Below are 22,021 nucleotides of genomic sequence, written 5' to 3'. Positions count from 1 at the left end.
TCGAACGCCATATCTGGCTAGGGCGTTGGTGCAGGGCTGGACTGGGCTGGGCGTTGGGCGGGCCCCTGAGTTCGTTTCAACTCTTCTCGCAAAATTTGACGATAGGCACTGGGCAGCAAACGGGTCATGCGGTTGGTTTCAATGCCGTAGCCCAAACTAGTCCAAGTCCCGGACAAACGGCGCAACACTCGATCGAGCTGGCCCTGGCGCAAGGCCTGACGCAAATCGATCCCCCAAGCAGCCCGATCGTTCAGCCAGCGATAGACTACCCAATCCTGATAAACCGGCTCGAAACTGTAGCGGCCCAAAACGCCCCAACTGTGGCGATCGGGGTGATAGGCCTTCGCCTTTTCAAACCAGGTGCGATCGAGCATTTGATAGCGACCCGCCGCCGTGGAGCAATTGCCCATATTGGGCCCCAGCAAAATCGTCACGCATTCCTGGGGATGCTGGCTCAGGTTCCGAACCCGTCGGCCGCCGTAAAGCATTGCGTAAGGATCACGGCCATTCGCCTCGCTCACGGAAATTGTCCGCATCAAGGCCCGCAGGTAAGGGTCTCCGCCTTGCATGGCCAGAGGTGGAATGGCCACGCCTTCGCTCAGCTTCAAGGCTGGGCCCAAATAATTTGCCCCCGATGGCGACAACTCCGACAGGTTCAAGCCCAACCACAACAGGGTAATGGCACTGCCCGCCGCGATCGCCCCGTTGACCAAAGATCCCCAAAAGGTCGTCGATCCCTCTGCTGGTGAGGGTGCGGGCAACTTGGGTGGCAACTCGGTAGGCGAACTGTTGGCATGGTCAAGCATGGGCCAGAAGCCGGATAGAGCACCGGAGGCAAGGGGGCAAAATTGGGCGATCGGGAAACTGAGCCTGAATCGACGAACGGTCTGGTTTTGATCGATACCTGAGTCCACCGCTCCCCTCAGGCACATTCTAAAGCCCGATCTTCCAGCAGGCTGAGGGGAATCACCCCACAACACCCTTGTCCACCTCAGCTTCATCCATGCAGGAATTGGCGCACTGTGGCTAGGTAAGTTTCCGGATCCTCCAGCATTGGAAAATGCCCCGTGGCTGTCAGCTCGCGGTAGGTAATGCGAGGGTTGAGTGCAGCGGCCTGCTGTCCCAAACGCGGCGGAATAATTTGATCAAACTGTCCCGCCACCAACAGGGTCGGCACAGGCAAGGCCGCAAAGGCAGCGGGCATCTCTTCCACGGCTCGCAGGCTAACGGAGGTGAAGATCGTGCCCAGGGCCGCCGCGCGATCGGCCTGAGTAAAGTCCTCCAGGAAAGCACGCTGCTCCGAGATCGGAATGGAGCGGTGCAAAAATCGCGCCATGAACAGTTGTGGCGCTAGGGGTAAGCGAGACAGCCAAGGGGGGCGAAATTGCACCACATAGCCCCCAAACCGGTAAAAGGCCGCAAAGGCCGCCGCGTCATATTCAAAAATGCCGCTACAGGTCAGGATGGCTTGCCGAATCCGATCGGGCGATTGCCGCATCAGCAACACGGCCACCGAAGCCCCCATTGAGTGGGCATTGAGATACACCGGCTCCGTGATGCCCAGGCGATCGAGCAGCGCGATCAAATCTTCCCCATAGGCTTCCAACCAGTAGTCAGGAGAATCGGCCGGGGGGTGGTCTTGGGGTAAGCGCGATCGACCAAATCCCCGCAGGTCATAAATCAGCGCATCGAAGCGATCGCTCAGGGCCGCCGCAGTCGATCGCCAATAGCGCCCGGAGCCGCCCCAGCCATGCAAAAACACCATAATGGGCCGACCAGTTGGGGTCGTTGCGCCCCCCTGTCGGATCCACTCGTAATAATGCGCTGTTCCGCGCACCTCCACATAGGCCATGGTTGCAGAGCAGCAAAGAAGGTTAATGCAAAAAGGTTAGTAGATCACAAGATCAAACTTCGAGATCGGGTGCCAAGCCCCAAACATCAGGCTCGATCGAGCCATTAGCCCAATGAGCTGAGCTAGTTCCAGTCCTAGGCAGGCTAGGCAGACTCCGGCTTCGGCAGCGACGACGGGTGCAACAACAACTCCGCAGTCGATCGATGCTCCACCATATGCCGCGTAATCAGACAGCGGGTCAAATCCTTCCGCGACGGCACTTCATACATCACATCCAGCATCAGCTCTTCCACAATGCTGCGCAGGGCCCTCGCCCCCGTTCGCCGTCGATAGGCCTCCTGGGCGATCGCCCGCACCGCATCCGGCTCAAACGTCAATTGCACATTATCCATCCGCAGCAGCTTTTGATATTGCTTCACCAGCGCATTACGCGGCTGCGTCAGGATCGCAATCAGCGCCTCCTCATCCAACGGCTCCACCACCGCCAGCACCGGCACCCGCCCAATAAACTCTGGAATCATCCCGAACTTCACCAGATCTTCCGGTTCCAGGTGGCGCAAGGTATCCGCCGTGCGTTGCTCCCGGGATTGGGTTTCGCCCGCTCGCACAAAGCCCATCGACTTCTTGCCCGTGCGCTGCTCCACCACCTTCTCCAAACCAACAAACGCCCCACCGCAAATGAACAAAATATTGCTGGTGTCGATTTGGATGCAGTCCTGGTAAGGATGCTTACGGCCCCCCTGAGGCGGCACATTCGCCACCGTCCCTTCCAACATTTTCAGCAGGGCCTGTTGCACCCCCTCCCCAGATACGTCGCGCGTAATGGAGGGGTTTTCGCTCTTGCGGGCCACCTTATCAATTTCGTCAATGTAGATAATGCCGCGCTGGGCTTCCTCCACGTCAAAATCCGCCACCTGCAACAGACGCAGCAGAATATTTTCCACATCTTCCCCAACGTAGCCCGCCTCCGTCAGGGTTGTGGCATCGGCCACTGCAAAGGGCACATCCAAAATTTTGGCTAAGGTCTGAGCCAGCAGCGTCTTGCCACACCCCGTGGGACCCATCAGCAAAATATTGGACTTTTGGAGTTCCACCCCATCATCCAAAGCGGGCGCACTAGGATTACTGGGGCTTGCTGCGGATCCCTGACCATTTTCGGCTTCCTGCAAGCAGGCTAACCGTTTGTAGTGGTTATAAACCGCCACTGACAAGACTTTTTTGGCTTCGTCTTGGCCAATAACATGGTCATCGAGGTATTTCTTGATTTCCCGGGGCTTCAGCACCCGATGGGGTGTAGTGCGGGGAGTGCGGGTGCGCGTCCGCTCAGCCGGTTCAGGACGAGGCGGCGCTTGGGTTGCCGTGCCACCGTTGAAGAGTTCTTCGTCCAAAATCTCATTGCACAGATCTACGCACTCATCGCAGATATAGACTCCCGGCCCAGCAATAAGCTTGCGGACTTGCTCTTGGGACTTGCCACAAAACGAACACTTGAGATGGGAGTCAAATTTCGACATACAGGTTGCCCCTCGAAGTCGCGCACTCGTTACCGCATTTGCCCATGGCATTGGCTCATGGCAAAGGGGTGCTGCGCTGGTAGTGAATCAAGATCTGGCTGATGGCAGATTTGCAAAGTCCCTGGCTCCACCCGTAAACCGGTGGAACCCTTGACAGAACCTGAGTTCCGCCTCAGGGGCGATCGCACGAACATTTCCGCTGGCCAAGCGCTGGCTTTGGGCGCGTGGTCACCCTAATGGTCACAATGCGAGAGCAAACATCTAACCAGAGGATACCTTTTTCCATTATGCCTCAAGCACTCCGCAAGCCGTTGAAAACCTGGCAAAGGCACGCCGAACGATCGCGCTGCCCTGAAGTTTTCAGGATCCCGATCGCCCCCACCCCCATAATCCCGATCGTCAATGGAAGCACCACACAAGCGCCCCCACCCAGAAAAGCAACCAAAACAAAAGAGCAAGTGCATGGGTAACACTTACTCTTTTGAAAATGGCTTCATTTGGATTGTGCTGGCTCCCACAAACGGGTTCAGCCAAGCACTGTTTCTAAAGTTGCCCTCGAACAAGCTGGGCTAGCCAATCGGAGATTGCTGCCCAGCTTGATTGGCCACTACACCGTCATTTCAACGCGGCAGTGGGGTTGCAACTTAGAACTTGAAGACAGTCCGCAACACGCCCAACACAGCAGTGTCGTTGTCGTTGTCGTTGTTGGGATCGGTCACCACAATCACGCCAGGAGTGATCGAGATGTTGTCGTTAACCGCAAACTTGTACAGAGCTTCGATGTGCCAGGAATTGTCATCATCTTCGCCACCGACAGTGTTGTCGGCGTTGTACAGGTTAGGCTGTTGACCCACAATCAGAGCGCCCACGCTGCCTTCCTTGAACAGGTCGGGGAACGCGAAGGTCAAAGCCCAGTTGAACAGGTCAGCGTTGCCATCGCCGTTGTCTTCAGCGTTAGCAAACGTCCAGCCGGCCCAGCCGCTCAGCACGAAGTTCTTGCTCAGCTTCGCGGTGGTTTGCACGCCCACGTTGTGAGCGGTGGTGGGGTCGCGGAAGGGGTTGTCGCCCAGGAAGCTACCGGTACCACCGGTCAAGCTCGGACGGGTGCGAGCATCGGTGCTGTGGTAAGCGTAGGCATACAGCAGACCGATATCCCAAGTCTTGCTGGGGGAGTAGTACAAGCTCGCAGCAGCGCTGTAGCTACCGTCGAACAAACCAGCACCGGTTTGGGGATCGTTGGCTTCGCTGGCCAGGTAGCTGGCGGCAAAGCGGAAACGTTCGCCCTTGTAGTTCACACCGATACCAGCGCCTTGGGGCTGGCGGAACAAGGGGTTGTAGCGACCGAAGCGCGACAGAGCGCCATCAGCCGAGGATTCCAACAGGGGGTTGGCGGTGTAGTGGATATCGTCGATGTCCAGACCGGTCGTACCCACGAAGGCGCGCCAGGTGTTGGCGCTGTTCAGGGGGAAGCGGTAGTACAACTCATCCAGGATGAAGTTGTTGCTGGTGTTCGATTCCCAAGCCAAACGAGCCATGTTGGTCTCGCTGCTGTAGTAACGAGGCACGTTACCCACTTGCAGACGGGTGCGCAGCAAGTCCTTACCAGTGAAGCTGGTGTTGAAGTTCAAGCGCACGCGGTGCGAGAAGGTGGCGTTGTCTGCTTCGTCGTTGTCGTCATCACCAACAATATCCGACAGGCCAGCAGCCACGGCCATCACCACTTCACCGGTCAGCTTGGTGGTGGTGGAGAATTGGTTAGCTTCCAGCTCGGAGGTGCGGGCTTCGAGAGCATCCACGCGACCGCGCAGGGCAGCCAATTCAGCCGCGAATTCTTCTTGCAGCTTCTGCAGCTTGCGCAGATCTTCCTTGGTGGCCAGGGGATCGGTAGCAGCCTTGATCAGGTCGTTGATCCGATCGAGGCAAGCGTTCAAACCGGCGGCAAACTCGTAGCGGCTCAAGGGGCGGTTGCCCTTGAAGGTGCCGTCCGGATAACCGGCGATGCAACCATAGCGCTCAACCAGCGATTGCAGCGCTTGGAAAGCCCAGTCAGTGGGTTGCACGTCGGACAATTGCGACACGGAGGTCACTTGGTCCATGCTGGCGAGATCGTCTTGCAGGCCAAGCTCGATCGCCGAAGGGCTAGCGTCAATATTGGTTTGGGTCGTTGCTTCACCGGCAAAAGCGCCTTGAGCGAGCAACAGCGAGAGGCCAGCAGCAGCCGGGCTCAGGCGCAGTGCATTCCAGAACAGTTTCATTCGCGTTTCCTCACACCGATACCAGTGAAAGTGTTACTGAGTCAGTACACTTCCTGTGGCGATTATAGATCGAACCGACAAGAGGCGGAACCGAGTCTTGGAAAAGATTCTCGAAAATTACGGTTAAGGAGGGTCTGAAACCCCTGATTTCACGAGCGATCGGGAAGATCAGGAGGATTCGATCAAGTTCGATCAAATCCAGTCAAATTTGATGGCATCTCAAGTTTTTGGCATCTTTTGGATCCAAGCGAACCGGAGAGCTACCCCCCAAAATTGGGTGCAACTAGCAAAAGGGCTGTAAATCTTCGCGGCGAATGGCCACAATTCCCGGTCTGGGCGGTCGGTTGCGATGACCCTCCGGCCAATTGGAGCCGATCGGAACAGTGCGCCGCTGCATAAAAGGCGTACCATCGGTGGCCATCACCGCCAGTTCCACCACTTGAGTGGCATCCTGGCGACGAGTACCGCCAAATTCGCCAGGGTGTTGCACCGAAATCAGTAGGGTGGCGCGATCGGGCAAAAAGCAAGGCCCCGTTAGTTCCGTTTCCATAGGCCCATAGGCAAAGGGAATTGCCAAACCGGCCGCTGGCCCGCGCGTTGGCAACCACCAAAGGGAATTGTTGCCATAGATAGCCCTGAGATTCGATTGGCTCAGGGGCTGGCCTTGGGAGTCGCGGCGATTGGCAGGAACCGGACGATTTTGTTTATCGCCGCTCATGTCCGTCACCATCCAGAGATCGCCCCCCGGGTCAAAGGCCAAATTATCGGGATTGGCAAACCCCAAACCTCCGGCCGCCGGTTCCCCACCTGTGGCGATCAACTGCCAGCGGAAGGTGAGGGCCGCCGGATCCTGATCAGTTTCCACCAGGCGAGCAACCCAGCCATACTCATAGGCTCCTTCCCCTTGGGGCCCCACAAAGACGCGGCGATCGGGGCCACCGTCCAGACTGTTGGTGGAACCGGAGGTGAAGGCAATTAGCACCGAGCCATCGGCCGCCAATTCCGTATCCTCCGGCCGAGCCGTGCAAGTGGCTCCGGCTGCATTGGCTGCAAAGTGGGCATCAATTAAAATTGCGCCTTGGCGTTCTGCGGGTGTGCCTTCATATAGGTCTCCGAGGGTGGCAAATTTCGCCTTGAAGGCTAGGGCCACCGCATCATCTCGCACCCAGGTAATGCCACCCGCCGGCCGCTGGGGCAAGGTGACCATTCCCCCGACGCAATGGCTGGGCAAAACCGGATCCACTGGCGTATCCGGGGCTAAGGGGATCCAACGCCCTGTCCCGTCGGGATCAAACTGGGCCGCGTAAAGCATTCCTTCCTGAAGCAGTTGGGAGTTGCGTTTGTCTTGGGGGTTGCGCACCCGGCCCTGGCTCACGAATTTGTAGATGTGGCCACCCCGTCGATCGCACCCGGAATAGATTGCTAAGGGGCGATCGGGGACAACTCGCAGGGCCACCGCTTCGTGGCGAAACCGTCCCAGCCAGGTGTGTTTGGTTCCGTAGTCCTGAGGTTTTTTGGGGTCAATTTCCACCATCCAGCCATATTTATTGCCCGCCAGACCCAACAGGCTGCCACAGCCCATGAAGTCGTCGGTGTCCATCTTGAATCGGAGTGTTTCAGGGGCAAAGGAACTGCCATCCGCGTGAACTGGCTCCACCACCACGTCTTGAAAGTTTTCTTCGGCGCTGAAAACCGTTCCCCAAGGAGAAGTGCCACCCGCACAGTTGGCAAAAGTGCCAATGATTCGATCGCCCAGTTGGTCGTTGTAGCCCCGCATGGTGGCCTTTCGGAAAATGGCCGTGGCGGGGCCCGTGGCTTGCAGGTAGTGCCCGTCAGTTAGTCCCGAAAGGCCTGTCACTCGCCGTTCTCGGCGGGACGGTTGCCGCCGCCAGCGCCCGGTGCGATCGCGCTGAATACTGATGACCCCGATCCCTAAGTCTTCCAGGGCGGCGGTGGCAATTTGCCGCAGGGCCTCGCGGAGGGGATCTGCGGGGGCCAGTCGCCCCCAATCCAGGCCTTGACCACCGGCATGGGCTAGGGCACGGGTCACCGGCTCGATCGGGAGCGATCGCCCCATCACCGTTTCGTAGGCCTCTAACCAAGGCTTGGCGCAAACATATTCAAAATTGACCACCAAATCTCCCCGATCGGGATCGGTGGCCACGAATCCCAGGTAGTCGTTGTTGTAGCCCACATGGCCGTTTCCAAGGCGATCGCCCCAAACCGCCAACAGGTCATAGGTAAATCCCTCAGGCAGCACCAAATTATCCTGCACCGTAAACGTGCGGTGGCTGGCAATTTGCTCCGCGATCGAGGCTCCTTCAAAATCCAAAGGAATTGCAAAGGGAATGGGCTGAAACTTCGCAGCGATCGCCTGGCGCAATGCACTTGCAGTTCCCGGATTTGCCCAAACTTTTTGCCAGTCCAGGGCCACCGCAGAACCAGCACCCAGGCCCAACAACCCCAGAAAATTCCGCCGCTTCATCGTTTGAAAACGGAGTCTGAAACCCCGCCCTTTAGGACTTGTTAGAATGTAGTTGGCCGCTGGGCTAGCGGTGTCAGTCTGTGGAGTGACCGTAAGACCCGAAAAGCAAGTCTCGGAAGGCGCGTGCTATGAAGCAGAAAACCCAAATCGGGAGACTCGGGAATGCTTGTCCGCTTACGGCGAGAAGGATGACAATTCCCCCCCTATCATTAGCCCCCGAAACAATCTACATGCCTGATTAATCTACTCAATTGCAATTGCACAACAGAATCCGTTGCGAGTGCCACTGTTTCAGGGCAGATGGGCCGTTGCGTTGGAACAATCAACCATTCCCAACGCAAAAACCGAAGGAACAACACAACAAAGCGCTGTCACCTTCGGTAATTGTCGAGTTCTAGAGTTCTGTTCAGCCTAGAAATTACAAAAGCACTGGCATTAATACTAGGGCTTAGTACGCACGCTCACGGGGCCATTCACCAACACCTGGCAAGCCAAACGGTAATTGTCGGGCTTCTTGCGAAGGGTGCGATTTTCAAAATCCGTCCGATCGGACAAATTTTCTATCCCTTCCACAATTTCGACAACGCAGGTGGCACATTGGCCATAGCCACCGCAGTTCATCATTTTGCCGTACAGCTTATAGATATCAATGCCGTTCTCGATCGCCTTGATTCGCAGGTTGGAACCGGTGGCGGCGATTACGTCCTTGTTTTCGTTAACGAAGTGAATAGTGCCCATAGGGTGTTGGGAAAGGGACTCGCTGACAGGGCGTAGCTCAGGGGGAATTGTGGGTCTTTGCTGAAAACTGGGAACTCGTGTGGTGGGCAGGGCGATCGAGAAGGGATAAAAACCACGACCGATGCCACTGCTTTGCCCAAACACAGGTGCAGTGCTGCAAGCAAGGGACACAACAGATGCAGCAACAGATGCAACAAGCGCAATGAAAGCAAAGGCAATCGGTGAAAGATTGCAAGATCATTGCAAGATGTTGCAGTTTGTTGAGCTACCCCAGTTTAATGCGAGTGCCTCAGGAGCAATCGTGGCAGAGAGTCGAAAAAACCGACCTCGGCCCGATCGCCCCCCAAAACGCAAGACCGCTCAAAGCAGGCCATTCTAGTTCGATCAATCCCGGCCGACCAAGCCCCCTACGGAGTAGCAGGGCCCGTCGGTGCATCGACCAGTTCAGGCAGTTGAATCGGTTCCGGAACCGGTTGAATCGTACCCGGCGGCAGGTTGCTGACGGCACGGTTGAGGGCGGCCAACGCGCGGTTGTAGCCAATAATCGCAATCAGCACGTTACCCCGCGCCCGGGTGAGGCGGGTTTCTGCGTTGAGTCGATCGGTCTGTGTGCCCACGCCGGCCTGGAACCGGAGCCGCGCCAAGCGCACTTCCTCTTGGGCTGACTCGATCGCCTTGAGGGAAGTTTGAATGTTTTCGGCGTTGGCTTGCAGGTTGGAGTAGGCCACTTCCACTTCAAACCGAATTCGATCGCGCGCCCGACCCACACCGTTTTCGGCCTGCTCGATCGCCACCGACTCCTGACGCGCCTGGGCCCGCGCCGCGCCGCCATCAAACAGCGTCCATTGCAACTGCAAGCCCGTGGAATAGCCGCTGACCAAGCTGAAGTCGTCATCGGGCTGAATCACATCCAGCAACTCATAGCGAGCAAAGGCACTGAGCTGGGGCCCCAACTGAGACAACCGGGCCCGCCGTTGGGCGCTGTTCAGTTCTCGCTGGGCCAGTTGCTGTTCAATTTCTGCCCGGTTGCGATAGGCCAGCACGATGCTGTCTTCGAGGGGCAGCGTCCATTCACCCGCCTTGGCGATCGGGTCAGCGGTTTGGATGTCGATCGCCTCCGGCAAACTCAACAGCCGGGCCAGTTCCCGGCGGCGCTGGGTTTGTCGATCGCGCGTTTGCACCACCAACTGGCGATCGTTGGCCAATTCCACTTCCGCTTGCAGCACCTCAAACCGCGTTCCCAACCCAGCCTTTTCCAAAGCTTGGGCATCCTTCACGCTTTGCTCCCGAAACTTGACCGCCGATTGGTCAATTTTGAGCTGCTCGTTTTCCTGCTGTAGCCGGTAGTAGCTATCGGTGATGTCGCGCCGCAAATCCTCAAAGGTGGCTTCGAGGGACAACTCAGTGGCTCGCAACTGAGCTTGGGCGGCGGCAATGTTCGCGGGCCGCAGTCCCGAAGTGTAGATGTTGTAGCTCAGTTCCAGAGCGCTGCTCCAGGTGAACTGATCTTGGGTGTCAATATCTACCTGGCCCCCAAAGTTGCCAACACGGCGAGCGGTTCGGTTTTGCAACAACAGATTCAAACGACTGCCGGCCGTGAGCGAATCCGTGAGGGAGGAGGAGAACCGCAATTGGGGATAGTTAGCGGCGATCGCCTGGCGCAGTTGGGCCCGGCTGCTTTCGATGCTGAGGTAGGCCTGGCGCAGGTCTCGGTTATTGCGACGGCCAATTTCTAGGGCCTGCTCAAGGGTAATCGGCTGGGTCAGCAGGATCCGCACTTCTTCCGGCAGGGTGGGAAATTGCAGCGGGTTTGGATCAGATTCCAGCCGTTGGATCACCAGCTCATCCGCTTCTGTGTTGCCTTCAGGCCGATCGCCCAAGGAACCAGGCGCTGAGGGCACATTTCCGAACGGATCGGGATTACTGGAACTATCATTCGCCTGGGCCACGGGAGCTGAGTCTCCCCCGATCGACTCGGAAGCGTCGGCCCTGGGGGAGGCTGCTGCAAGCGCTTGCTCTTGACCGGCTTGCTCTTGACCGGCTTGCTCTTGGCTGGCTGATTCTTGGGCGATCGACTCCTGATGACGCTCGGCAGCGATCGGAACTGCGGTGGCCACCACACCCACAGCCGGCTTGGCCGGTTTAGCTGGCTTCGGCAAATTCAGCGAATTAACAGGCGAATGAGGCGATTCAGCGGATTCAGCAGATTCCGAACCAGTCGCGGCGGCTGAATCCGGTGGCGAAGTAGGGGACTTGTCGGCTATGACATGATCAGCTTCAGCCAAGGTGGCGGCCGCATCCACTTCCACCGACTCGGCGCGGGCGGCATCCGCCCACAGACAACACAACGCGACGGTAACCCCTAAACCCGTGGCGATCGCTCGATGGGCAATCTTCATAACCAAAACTTGCTTCGCTCCTCACGCCTAAAACCGGCTGTTTTGACGGCTGCCACTGGTGCAAAGTTCGTAAATTACTCAATTACTCGCCTATTGCTCGCATCGTCACCAGCAGACGCTGCCAACTCCCGAAAGTTCGGGGCCCGAAAGTTCAGGGATTGATTACTCCCTGTGGGGGTTGCCAGCGTCGGTTGGATGGCCTTGCGCAGTGGATACTCGATCGAACTGAGATCAAACTGAGAATCGACCCAGGATCGAATCGAGGTTGTGCCTCAAAAAGCATACTGGTTAGTCTAGCGGCTGGCCTACAGAATCGGCCGGCTCGCTCCCCCGAGTCCCCAAACTCCTACGCCAGCAAATCACTGGGCGCTTGGGGGGCGATCGCTTGGGGCCAAGCGGCGGCCACCGCTTGTTCAATCACCGCTTCAGCACTGGTGACAATCACGATCGGGACTTGCAGCCGATCGCTCACCTCCTGCACCGTCATATCGTCCAAAAAGCGCTGTTCACCATGGCGCAACATCAGCGACGGCAGCAGCAACGCATCCCCCAAATCTTGGCCCGCCAACTTTTGCACCAAATCCTGGCCCGTCAGCAAGCCGGTAACGGTCATGGTTTGGCCCCAATAATCTGAATTTAGGGCCGCCAATTGCACCGTTAGCCCCGAAATTTGATTGAGCTGGCGCACCAAACCACTGAAGGGCCGCTCCACCGTGTTCCCCACCACCCAGGTGAGGCAACGGGGAAAGGGGGTTTCACGCACCGGGTTCGCCGCCAGGGCCCGCTCAAACTGATCCACAAACAGCCGAATGGAACCCACGCCGTTGTCGATTTGCGGAAAATCTTCGTACTCGACCATTTCCGGCAAATCCTGACCCGCAATCAGAAACCACTCATCGGCTAACCAAACAAAGGTGGAACCGAGGGTTTGGCGAAAGGTTTGTTGGAGCGATCGCACCTGGGCAATAACTTCGCAGGCTTTGGCGGGGGTAACGGGCTGTAGCTCATCATCGGCCGGGCGGAATTGCGTTAGCCCCGCTGGCACGATCGCCACGGAGGTGACCGTTGGGCGATGGGGTTCCACTTCGTCTTGGTCGCCATCTAGATCATCGTCTAGCTCGTTGGGGTCTTGATCATCCCAAGCGGCCCGATCGAACCCATCGGCCCCATCCCACTGATCATCCCCATCGGCCTGATCTTCCTCTGAATCCCAATCCGTCAAGCCCATGGGCTGCGATCGCGGATCGAACACATTTGGATCGAAAACATCTGGATCGACAACATTCGGATTAACAACATTTGGGTCAGACAGATCCGACTCTGCCGCTTCTGAACCGTCGAGGCGATCGATCACCGCCACCCGATCGCGCTCAGATTCGATCGCCCCCAAATCGGCCCCAGGCGATCGCCCCGCCAACAACGTCACATTTTCGGAAATGGCCCAGCCACCCCCGATCGCGGCTTGGTCAGCCAGGGCCGGCATAGCCCGCCGACTGGGCCCGGCTTGGCCCGCAGGCGATCCATAAAAGCCGGCCAAATCATGAATGGTTCGCTCCAAATGCACCCCATCATTAATGCCAGGACAGAGCACCACTTGAGCATGGATTTGCAAGCGCCGATCGCGAAACCAAGCTAACTGGTTCATGATCTCGCCCGCCCGAGGATTTTTCAGCAGGCGCGATCGCACCTCTGGCTCCGTGGAATGCACCGAAACAAACAAAGGCGACAACCGCAGCCGCTCGATGCGATCCCATTCCCGCTGCGTCAAATTGGTGAGGGTGAGATAGGAGCCATAGAGAAAACTCAACCGATAATCATCATCTTTGTAATAAAGCGATGCGCGTTTACCGGGTGGCTGCTGATCAATAAAACAAAAGGGACAGCGGTTATTGCACTGAATCAGTCCATCAAACAGGGCCGCCTCAAATTCCAAGCCCAACTCGTCGTCATAGTCCTTTTCAATTTCAACCAGGTGGGTGCGATCGTGCTGATCCAACACTTCCAACTCCAACACCTCATCGGCACAGAGGAAGTTGTAATCAATCAAATCTCGGGGTTTTTGGCCATTGATGGCCACCAACCGATCGCCCACTTCAAACCCCACCTCCTGGGCAATTGATCCAGGCAACACTCGCGTAATTTTGGCCGGTCGCACCGCTGCTTCGCTCATCCCCACGCTCCTGAATAGACAACTGGCCAGGCGGTCACCAATCGTGTTTTCCTTGGGCACAACCGGCCAAAATACAGACACCCAATGGCGATTGTGCTGGGGCGATCGGGCCTATGCTGTTGATTCCCAAGCCTTGAACCCCACTGGGCAAGGCCAAGGCGGCTTTGGTGGCCGTTGATTGCTCGTAACCACTCTACCAACTGTTGATTAACCCTATGCCCGCCGCATCCGCTTCCGGCATTCAGCCCACTCTGGAATTCATTCCACCCAACTACACCCCTTGGGTGCATCGGTTGGCGCGTTGGATCTTTCCTTGGTTGATTCGCCAACAGGGCATCGCAAAACTCCATACGGAAAATGCTGAAACGTTGGCGGAACTGTTTCGCGACTTCCAGGCGGGCAAACTCCGCTTTATTTTGGCTTTTCGGCATCCCAGCACCAATGACCCGTTCGTGATGTCCCACTTGCTGTGGGAGGCAGTGCCCCAGGCAGCGCGCGATCGGGGCATTCGGCTGCCGGATTGGCCGCACACGCACTTTATCTACGATCGGGGCATTCCCCTTTGGGCGGGGGATGCGGTGGCCTGGATGTTTTCCCACTTGGGCGGCACATCAATGCAGCGGGGCAAGCTCGATCGCCCCGGGCTAAAAACGGCTCGCGATCTGTTGCTGAACGGGCGGTTTCCGCTGGCGGCGGCCCCGGAAGGCGCAACCAACAGCCACAGCGAAGTGGTTAGCCCCCTGGAGCCGGGCGTGGCCCAAATGGCCTTTTGGACGGTGGAGGATTTGCGATCGGCCGGGCGATCGGAACGGGTGGCCATTGTCCCGATCGGGATTCAATACACCTACCTTTCGCCCCCTTGGGCCGAGATCGATCGGCTCATCGACACGATCGAAACCAGCCTTGGCCTCACGAATCCCCTGAAAACCACCGCCCCCACCAGCCCCGAAGAAGGTCGCTACTTGCGGTTATACCTGTTGGGCGATCGGCTTTTGGACTTGGTGGAACAGTTTTATCAAACCTTCTATCAACAAACCCTCCCGATCGTGGACTTGCCCGACCCCAACGAACGCATGGGCCAACGGCTGAAAAATCTCTTGGATACGGCATTACGGGTGGGAGAAGCCTATTTTGGCGTAACCAACACTGGCACGGTTGAAGAGCGTTGCCGGCGGTTGGAACAGGCCGGCTGGGATCGGATCTACTGCGATGATGGGCGATCGCGCTGCCCAGTGGAGCGCGGTTTGGCCAACTGGGTGGCCGCCGAAGCCACCATCCGAATGCAACACATGCGCCTAGTGGAACGGTTCACCGCCGTCACGGGCCGCTATGTGCGCGAAAAACCCACCGCCGAACGGTTTGCGGAAACCCTACTGATTTTGTGGCGCGTCACCACCTGGATTCAGGGAGACGACACCAGCAAGCCCCCGCAACTGGGCAAACAAGCGGTTTGGTTACGGGTTGCTGACCCGATTTGGGTGAGCGATCGCGCAGCGGACTACAAAGCCAATCGCCGCGCCACCCTGCAATCCGTCACCCAGGAAATTCACCAATCCCTCAAAAACCTAATCGCCTAGCCGGGTCACCTTCAACCGGACTTTTCCTGGTTCGCCGCTGTCCGACGAGCCAGGAAGCGTTCGGAAATGACGATCACGGCGAAAATGGCCTCAGATGCCAAGAAATTGCACATCTTCGTATAAGTCCAGCACCGCAATTTCCAAATTCCAGCCCACTATTTGGAATCGATCGGCTGGGCCAAATTGCTCCGTTTCCCAGATGCCGAATGAATTTTTCTGGCGCACTTCCACTTGCATTGGATCTTGGGCAATTAAAAGATAAGTTTTTAGGGTTTCTAGTTGCTGATAGTCTTCAAATTTAGCTCCCCGATCGAACCGCTCCGTGGAAGGGGATAGCACTTCAGCAATCAATGAGGGATAGCACTTCATATATCGATTGTCCCGATCGCGTGGATCGCAAGTAACGAACACATCAGGGTAGTAGAAAAAATCATGATTTCGCCCCACTTTCACGTTGCCTGAGTGGACGAAGCAGCCTTGCCCCTTCAGGCGCGATCGCAGCAGGCTCACCAGCGCTAGGCTGATCAAGTCATGAACATCACTTCCACCGGCCATGGCATATACCAAGCCCGATCGATATTCATGGCGCATGGGGCTATTGGCTTCTAGGTTGAGATATTCCTCGGGGCTGAAGAAAATTGGCATTGGATCAGTTCACTTCGCTGAGTTGGACAGCCCTATTGTGGAGGTCGGGAACTTTTTTGATGCTCTAACTCTTGGATAGCCAACCACCAGTAATAATTCTCAGAATATCTTCCTTCTTTTCCAAAACGCTTCTTTGCAACCAATTTTTCTGCGGCTTGTTCATCACCTTCCAACATCGAGATTAGCTTTCGTTTTAAATTATCACTTGCTTCACCCCTAGTTTGTACTTGCTGAATTAGTTGTGATTTTTCAGATAACAGATTTTTGGCTGGAGATCTTGGTGAAATAACTCGCCTCAGTAGCATTAAAAGAATGATCGCACCGATCATAGTAAGCAGTATCAAGATCATTAGATAGCTCTATGGTTCTTGTTCCAAGGTGCTGAAAATTTCCGCCAAAATGCTGTTAGAAAATAGCAGACCATCCGGTTCTGCAAGAGCAAGCCGATCGCCCGATCGCACCACCCAACCCTCCGCCACAAATCGATCGAGGCATTGCAACACCCGATCGACCCAAACCGTGCCAAATTCTCGGCGCAGGGGTTCCAAGGCCAAACCCTCCGCCAACCGCAACCCCAACATCAGCGTTTCTGCCAATCGATCGGGCGCAGATTGAGGTGAAGCGGGTGGTTCAATTGCGCCGTTGTTCAGCCAATCGTAGTAAGCAGCTCGGGTGCGGGGCCGGCCAAAGCGCTGCCCGGCCACGTAGCTGGTGGCTCCCATCCCAAAACCGTAGTAGGGGCGATTTTCCCAGTAGGTGCGGTTGTGGCGACACTGAAAGCCCGACTGGGCATAGTTGGAAACTTCGTAGTGCTGAAAACCCGCTGCCTGGAGGGTTTGGGAAGCCATCCGATACATTTGAGCCGTTTGTTCATCGGAGGGTAGGGGCCGATCGCCCGGTTGGTAGCGCCGATCGAACACGGTTTGCGGCTCAATGATCAGGTCATAAACCGACAGGTGCGCCGGGCCACAGGCCACAGCCCGATCGAGGGACGCTTGCCACTGATCGATCGACTGATTGGGTAATCCCGAGATCAGATCTAGGCTCCAATTTTTGACCCCCGCCGACTGCAAAAGGGCCACGGCCTGTTCAATATCTTGGACTCCATGCGATCGGCCGCAGGCGGCTAACAATTCCGACTGAAAGGCTTGCACCCCCAGGCTAATGCGGTTGACCCCGGCCGCCAAAAAGCCCGCCAACCAGGCGCGATCGAACGTGCCCGGATCGAGTTCCATGGAAATTTCCACTTGGGGAGCCAACCCAAAGCGGCGATCGAGCAGTTGCAAGAGCCGATCGACCTGTTCGGGGGCCAGCAGGGACGGCGTGCCGCCCCCAAAAAAGACGGTTTCCAAGGGCGGTTGGTCTGCGGCGGCGCGATCGGCCCCAAGGGTGATTTCCCGCTCCAAGGCTGCCAAGTATTCAATGATTTGGGCGCTGTTGCGACCTGTGGCGGGTTCCGGTGGTTGGTCGGGGCGATCGCGGAAGGTTTTGAACTCCCCCACCACGGAAATGGGGAAATCGCAATAAAAGCAACGCCGCCGACAAAAGGGAATGTGCAAATAGGCGGCCCGGGGCGGGGACAGGGCCAGGGCGACGGGATGACTCATGGGATTCTGTCGGCGTTTCGGGTCGGTGTTTTGGGTCGCTGTTGCCGGTTAGCTCGATCGGCTTATGGAAATCGGCTGGCGCGATCGCGTGCCTTAGCTCGTTCGATTCGCTGGCCCGATTTGCTGGCTTGATTTGCTGGCTCGATCGGTTAACCGCCCTGGGTTTCAGCCAAAGCCACCAAGTCACGGGGCTATAATACTCATCAAATTCTGTCAAGAATTGGGCGCAATCGTTCTAAATCGCCGCCCATGGGCGGCCGATCAAGGACTAGCAACCACCGCGACCAATCCCAATTCGACTCAGCCCCCACCCACCGAAGAGCCTGCAATTAGCCACCGCGATCGTTCCTGCATCCACCGCCTGCAAGCAATGCTCTGAGCAATGGTCGCGATGACTCGGGCGATCGTCCACTCGATCGATGACCATGATTGACACCGTAATTATCCTTTCATTTCTGATCGCCGGTGCGGGCATTGGCTTTTTCGGCATTGACTTTTTGCCCGCCCAAACCCTGGCCCAAGTCACCAACCGCGAAGGTCTCAGCTTTGCCACGGGTGGTTTTGGGGCCCTAATTGGCTTGGTGCTGGGACTGGCTTGCCAAACCACCTACCGACGCATTGAAAACCAGGTGCGCCAAATGCCACCCGATCGGCTGCTGACCCGATCGGGTGGGGTGGTGTTGGGGCTGTTGATGGCCAACTTGATGTTGGCTCCTTTATATCTGCTGCCGTTTCCTTGGGAGCTGGCCTTCATCAAACCCCTCGTGGCGGTGTTGGGCAGTGTGCTGTTTGCGGTCACGGGCGTATCGCTGGCCGACACCCACGGGCGATCGTTCCTGCGGTTAATTAACCCCAACAGCGTTGAATCCATCCTGGTCAGTGAAGGAACCCTGGCTCCGGCGGCCGCCAAGGTGGTGGACACCAGTTGCATCATTGACGGCCGGCTGACGGCCCTGCTGGAAACCAAATTCATTGAAGGGCGCTTGATTGTGCCCCAGTTTGTGTTGCAGGAATTGCAGCGCATTGCCGATTCCGCCAGCGACCAAAAGCGATCGCGCGGGCGGCGGGGTCTGGATATTTTGCAGCAAATGCGTGAGGCCTATCCCGATCGGCTCACGATCCATTCCGCCGACTACGAAGACATCACCACCGTTGATGCCAAACTGGTGCGGCTGGCCCAAGAAATCAACGGCGCACTGCTGACCACGGACTACAACCTGAATAAGGTGGCCACGGTGCAAAACGTCCCGGTCTTGAATGTCAATGACCTGGCTGATGCCCTGCGCCCCGCCTACCTGCCCGGCGACAGCATTGAGCTAAAAATTGTTCGGGAAGGCAAGGAACCGGCCCAAGGGGTGGGCTATCTCAGCGATGGGACGATGGTGGTGGTTGAAGATGGCAACTCCTATTTGGGCGGTGAATTGCGGGTGGTGGTCACCAGCGCCCTGCAAACTTCCGCCGGGCGGATGATTTTTGCCAAACCCGAAGCCGCCGTTTCATAGGCATTTCATAGGCCATTGCATCTAGGCCATTGCATCAAGGTTAGGCAGCGGTTCGGATCCAGAACAAAGCAACAAGGAACATGGCAACGTTAACGGATTGGACGGTGGGGCTAACTCGGCGGCGGTTGCTGTGGGCCTTGGGGGGACTGTCGATCGCGGCGATCGGGGGTTGTGGGCGATCGGGCAGCACGGGCGGTGGCGGGCGATCGCAACTGGTCACCAGCATCCTCAGCGAACCCAAAACCTTCAACTACGCCATTAACGAAGAATCGCCCAACATTTTCGGCATCACCTACGAAGGCCTGGTAGAAGAAGATCCAGAAACCGGCAAGGTGGAACCGGCCCTGGCCGCAGGCTGGGAAATGAGCAACAACGGTCAGCGGATCGTTGTCACCCTGCGATCGGGGTTGCGTTGGTCGGACGGTGCACCCCTCACTGCCGATGATGTGTCCTTCACCTTCAATGAAGTCTTCTTCAATGAAGCAATTCCCACGGGTATTCGAGACGTGTTGCGGGTGGGCCAAAGCAATGCGCTGCCCCAAGTGAAAATGCTGGGCCCGCTCCAGGTGGAATTCAGCGTTCCGGAACCCTTTGCTCCCTTTTTGCGGAGTTTGGGCGTGGGCATTTTGCCCGCCCATCGCCTGCGCCCCACTCTCAAAACCAAGGGAACCGACGGCCGTCCGCAATTTTTGACCACTTGGGGCGTGGACACTCCGCCCAGCCAAATTGTTGGCAATGGCCCCTACCGACTCAAGGAATATGTCACCAGTCAACGGCTGGTGTTTGAGCGCAATCCCCACTATTGGCGCAAGGGGCCAAACAATGCGCCCCAGCCCTACATCGAAGAGTGGGTTTGGCAAATTGTGGAATCCCAAGACACCTCCCTCTTGCAGTTTCGATCGGGCGGTTTGGACTCGATCAGCGTCACCGCCGACTATTTTTCCCTGCTGAAGCGGGAGGAAAAACGCGGCAACTTCACGATTTACAACGCTGGCCCCACCTTAACCACTTCGTTTATCTGCTTCAACTTGAACAAAGGCCAACGGGACGGCAAACCTCTCGTTGATCCGGTCAAGTCTGCTTGGTTTAATGATTTGCAATTTCGGCAGGCGGTGGCCCACGGGATCGATCGCCAAACCATGATCGACAGCATCTTTCGGGGGCTGGGGCAACTGCAACATTCCCCGATCGCCAGCCAAAGCCCCTATTACCTCTCGCCGGAACAGGGGCTGCTGACCTATGGTTTCAACCCGGAGCGATCGCGCCAACTGCTGACCGAGGCCGGCTTCCAAAATCGCAACGGTGAATTATTCGACTCGGCCGGCAACCGAGTGCGCTTCACCCTGATCACCAACGCAGGCAACAAAATTCGCGAAGCCATGGGCGCACAAATCGCCCAAGACCTAGCCAAACTGGGAATGAAGGTTGATCTTCAGCCGATCGCCTTTGGCAGCTTGGTTTCCAAACTCTCCGATAGTTTGGATTGGGAATGCCATTTGCTGGGATTTACCGGCGGTGTTGAACCCCACGGCGGTTCCAATGTGTGGCGGGTCACGGGCCGGCTCCATGCCTTTAACCAAACGCCGGATCCCGGTAAGCAACTGGTGGGTCAGGAATTTGCCCCCTGGGAATTGGAGATCGATCGCCTCTATGCCCAAGCCTCCCAGGAGCTAGATGAAACCAAGCGCCGCGCCCTTTACGCCCGCACCCAGCAGTTAACCCAGCAATATCTTCCCTTCATCCACCTGATCACGCCCTATTCTCTGGTGGCCGTGCGAAACACGCTCCAAGGGCTAAAGGTGAATGCCCTCGGCGGCGCATTCTGGAATATTCACGAGTTGCAGCTCGATCGGGAAGCTTGAGCAGGTCTCTGAGCAGCCGCAACTAGCCACCCTGTGTGCCCCAGCGATCAACGCAGACAAACGCAGACAAACACAGACAAGGAGCTAAAGCCCCTTGCCCCCACGACTGATGATTGGACTGATGATTGGGGTGCTTGGGCCAAAGCCCCCTGGTTTTCACGCATCAGCCACCCAAGTCCACCGTAATCGGTGAATCCTGGCGCACGGTGGCTGCTTCTCGATGCATCAGGGCCTCCCCTTCTCCGGGCGGCTCCAGCCCGATCGCCCGCAGATCCGCATCCACCATGATCTTGACCAATTCCTCAAAGGTCACTGACGGTTCCCAGCCCAGCTTTTCCTTCGCCCGGCCCGCATCCCCAATCAACAGATCCACTTCAGCCGGCCGCAAGTAGCGCGGGTCAAACTCCACAAACTGCTGCCAGTCCAAATTCACATAGCCAAAGGCCACATCCAAAAACTCCCGGATCGAGTGGGTTTCATTGGTGGCCACCACATAGTCATCGGGTTGTTCCTGCTGCAACATCAGCCACATGGCCCGCACGTAGTCCTTGGCATAGCCCCAATCGCGCTTGGAATCGAGATTACCCATAAAGATTTTCTTTTGGGTTCCGGCCAAAATTCGCGATAGGGCCCGCGTAATCTTGCGGGTCACGAAGGTTTCACCCCGACGAGGCGACTCGTGGTTAAACAAAATGCCATTGCAGGCAAACAGCCCGTAGGACTCGCGGTAGTTCACCGTTTGCCAATGGGCATAGACCTTGGCGCAGGCGTAGGGACTGCGGGGATAAAACGGGGTTGTTTCCTTTTGGGGAACCTCCAGCACCTTGCCGAACATTTCGGAAGAGCCAGCTTGGTAATAGCGAATTTCTTGGCCGGTGCGTTGTTGGGTTTCGCGCAAGGCCTCCAAAATTCGCAAGGTTCCCAGCCCTACGGCATCCACGGTATATTCCGGCTCGTCAAAGCTCACCCGCACATGGGACTGGGCCCCCAGGTTATAGACTTCGTGGGGCTGAATTTTGTCGAGGATCCGGCGGAGGGTGGAGCCATCGCACAGATCGCCGTAGTGCAGAAACAGCCGCACACCTTCGTTGTGGGGATCTTCGTAGAGGTGATCGATCCGATCGGTGTTGAAGGTGGAGGTGCGGCGGATGATGCCGTGAACTTCATAGCCCTTTTGGAGCAGCAGTTCCGACAGATAGGAGCCGTCTTGGCCGGTAATGCCGGTGATTAGGGCGCGCTTGGGTTGCGTCATTAGGGACAGGGTTTACGACTGAAGGGAGGTTGGGATCGTCTGGGCTGGGCGATCGAACCTGAAGGGAGAACAGCACCGCAACCCAAGCGCGATCGAACCGTCGCCATTATCCATGACGATCGAGCAAGGCCGCCACCAACCGCAGGGCATCGTTGCGGGCGAT

The 22,021-nt window shown here is 57.1% G+C and carries 16 protein-coding genes and 2 pseudogenes; 5 read left to right on the top strand and 13 right to left on the bottom strand.

Annotated features, from left to right (window positions below):
* Positions 1 to 17: 17 nt before the first annotated feature.
* The 9 genes and pseudogenes from ACZA91_RS09730 to ACZA91_RS09690 form a co-directional block, all read right to left on the bottom strand.
* Positions 18 to 806, bottom strand: a complete 789-nt coding sequence (locus tag ACZA91_RS09730) for a glycoside hydrolase family protein (RefSeq protein WP_190526794.1) — start codon at positions 804 to 806, stop codon at positions 18 to 20.
* 191 nt (positions 807 to 997) lie between these two features.
* Positions 998 to 1,852: an alpha/beta fold hydrolase gene (locus tag ACZA91_RS09725; RefSeq protein WP_099531591.1), complete on the bottom strand. Its 855-nt coding sequence runs from the start codon at positions 1,850 to 1,852 to the stop codon at positions 998 to 1,000.
* Between the two features lie 143 nt (positions 1,853 to 1,995).
* Entirely contained in the window at positions 1,996 to 3,366 is a 1,371-nt protein-coding gene (gene clpX / locus ACZA91_RS09720; protein WP_463182130.1) for an ATP-dependent protease ATP-binding subunit ClpX, read from the bottom strand.
* A gap of 644 nt (positions 3,367 to 4,010) precedes the next feature.
* On the bottom strand, positions 4,011 to 5,564 hold the full coding sequence (locus ACZA91_RS09715) for an iron uptake porin (RefSeq protein ID WP_463182129.1): 1,554 nt from the start codon (positions 5,562 to 5,564) through the stop codon (positions 4,011 to 4,013).
* A gap of 340 nt (positions 5,565 to 5,904) precedes the next feature.
* Entirely contained in the window at positions 5,905 to 8,106 is a 2,202-nt protein-coding gene (locus ACZA91_RS09710) for a PhoX family protein (RefSeq protein ID WP_463182127.1), read from the bottom strand.
* Positions 8,107 to 8,547: 441 nt separating this feature from the next.
* Positions 8,548 to 8,844, bottom strand: a complete 297-nt coding sequence (locus tag ACZA91_RS09705; protein ID WP_099531595.1) for a 2Fe-2S iron-sulfur cluster-binding protein — start codon at positions 8,842 to 8,844, stop codon at positions 8,548 to 8,550.
* Between the two features lie 407 nt (positions 8,845 to 9,251).
* Positions 9,252 to 11,243, bottom strand: coding sequence for a TolC family protein (locus ACZA91_RS09700; RefSeq protein WP_463186358.1), 1,992 nt, complete (start codon positions 11,241 to 11,243; stop codon positions 9,252 to 9,254).
* Between the two features lie 346 nt (positions 11,244 to 11,589).
* A pseudogene (locus ACZA91_RS09695) lies at positions 11,590 to 12,228 on the bottom strand (DUF512 domain-containing protein); the annotation flags it as partial.
* 537 nt (positions 12,229 to 12,765) lie between these two features.
* Positions 12,766 to 13,413: pseudogene (locus tag ACZA91_RS09690) on the bottom strand (PDZ domain-containing protein); the annotation flags it as partial.
* Between the two features lie 43 nt (positions 13,414 to 13,456).
* Between ACZA91_RS09690 and ACZA91_RS09685 the strand changes: the two are divergent.
* Both ACZA91_RS09685 and ACZA91_RS09680 read left to right on the top strand, forming a co-directional pair.
* Positions 13,457 to 13,591, top strand: coding sequence for a hypothetical protein (locus ACZA91_RS09685; RefSeq protein WP_463186356.1), 135 nt, complete (start codon positions 13,457 to 13,459; stop codon positions 13,589 to 13,591).
* Between the two features lie 37 nt (positions 13,592 to 13,628).
* Positions 13,629 to 14,990: a lysophospholipid acyltransferase family protein gene (locus ACZA91_RS09680; RefSeq protein WP_099531597.1), complete on the top strand. Its 1,362-nt coding sequence runs from the start codon at positions 13,629 to 13,631 to the stop codon at positions 14,988 to 14,990.
* 90 nt (positions 14,991 to 15,080) lie between these two features.
* Here ACZA91_RS09680 and ACZA91_RS09675 read toward each other — a convergent pair whose 3' ends face one another.
* From ACZA91_RS09675 to hemW, 3 genes are read right to left on the bottom strand one after another with little or no spacing between them, the layout of a single operon-like run.
* A complete protein-coding gene (locus tag ACZA91_RS09675; protein WP_463186353.1) occupies positions 15,081 to 15,635 on the bottom strand; it encodes a Uma2 family endonuclease in 555 nt (184 codons plus the stop codon).
* Positions 15,636 to 15,667: 32 nt separating this feature from the next.
* Positions 15,668 to 15,964: a hypothetical protein gene (locus tag ACZA91_RS09670; RefSeq protein WP_463186352.1), complete on the bottom strand. Its 297-nt coding sequence runs from the start codon at positions 15,962 to 15,964 to the stop codon at positions 15,668 to 15,670.
* A gap of 30 nt (positions 15,965 to 15,994) precedes the next feature.
* On the bottom strand, positions 15,995 to 17,242 hold the full coding sequence (gene hemW / locus ACZA91_RS09665; protein ID WP_463186349.1) for a radical SAM family heme chaperone HemW: 1,248 nt from the start codon (positions 17,240 to 17,242) through the stop codon (positions 15,995 to 15,997).
* Here hemW and ACZA91_RS09660 point away from each other — a divergent pair.
* The 3 genes from ACZA91_RS09660 to ACZA91_RS09650 all read left to right on the top strand — a co-directional run bounded on the left by ACZA91_RS09660 (position 17,234) and on the right by ACZA91_RS09650 (position 20,606).
* Entirely contained in the window at positions 17,234 to 17,374 is a 141-nt protein-coding gene (locus ACZA91_RS09660; RefSeq protein ID WP_463186347.1) for a hypothetical protein, read from the top strand. The two genes, hemW and ACZA91_RS09660, sit on opposite strands and share 9 nt — an antisense overlap.
* A gap of 293 nt (positions 17,375 to 17,667) precedes the next feature.
* Entirely contained in the window at positions 17,668 to 18,744 is a 1,077-nt protein-coding gene (locus ACZA91_RS09655; RefSeq protein ID WP_190355591.1) for a PIN/TRAM domain-containing protein, read from the top strand.
* A gap of 80 nt (positions 18,745 to 18,824) precedes the next feature.
* Positions 18,825 to 20,606, top strand: a complete 1,782-nt coding sequence (locus tag ACZA91_RS09650; protein WP_463186344.1) for an ABC transporter substrate-binding protein — start codon at positions 18,825 to 18,827, stop codon at positions 20,604 to 20,606.
* 163 nt (positions 20,607 to 20,769) lie between these two features.
* On the opposite strand, the gene gmd is transcribed toward ACZA91_RS09650, so the two are convergent.
* Positions 20,770 to 21,858: a GDP-mannose 4,6-dehydratase gene (gmd, locus tag ACZA91_RS09645; RefSeq protein WP_099531601.1), complete on the bottom strand. Its 1,089-nt coding sequence runs from the start codon at positions 21,856 to 21,858 to the stop codon at positions 20,770 to 20,772.
* Positions 21,859 to 22,021: the final 163 nt, after the last annotated feature.

The sequence above is a fragment of the Limnothrix sp. CMB-01 genome (genome assembly GCF_055193175.1).
Note: the sequence above shows the minus strand (reverse complement) of the source record. Positions and strands in the feature narration are given on the sequence as shown.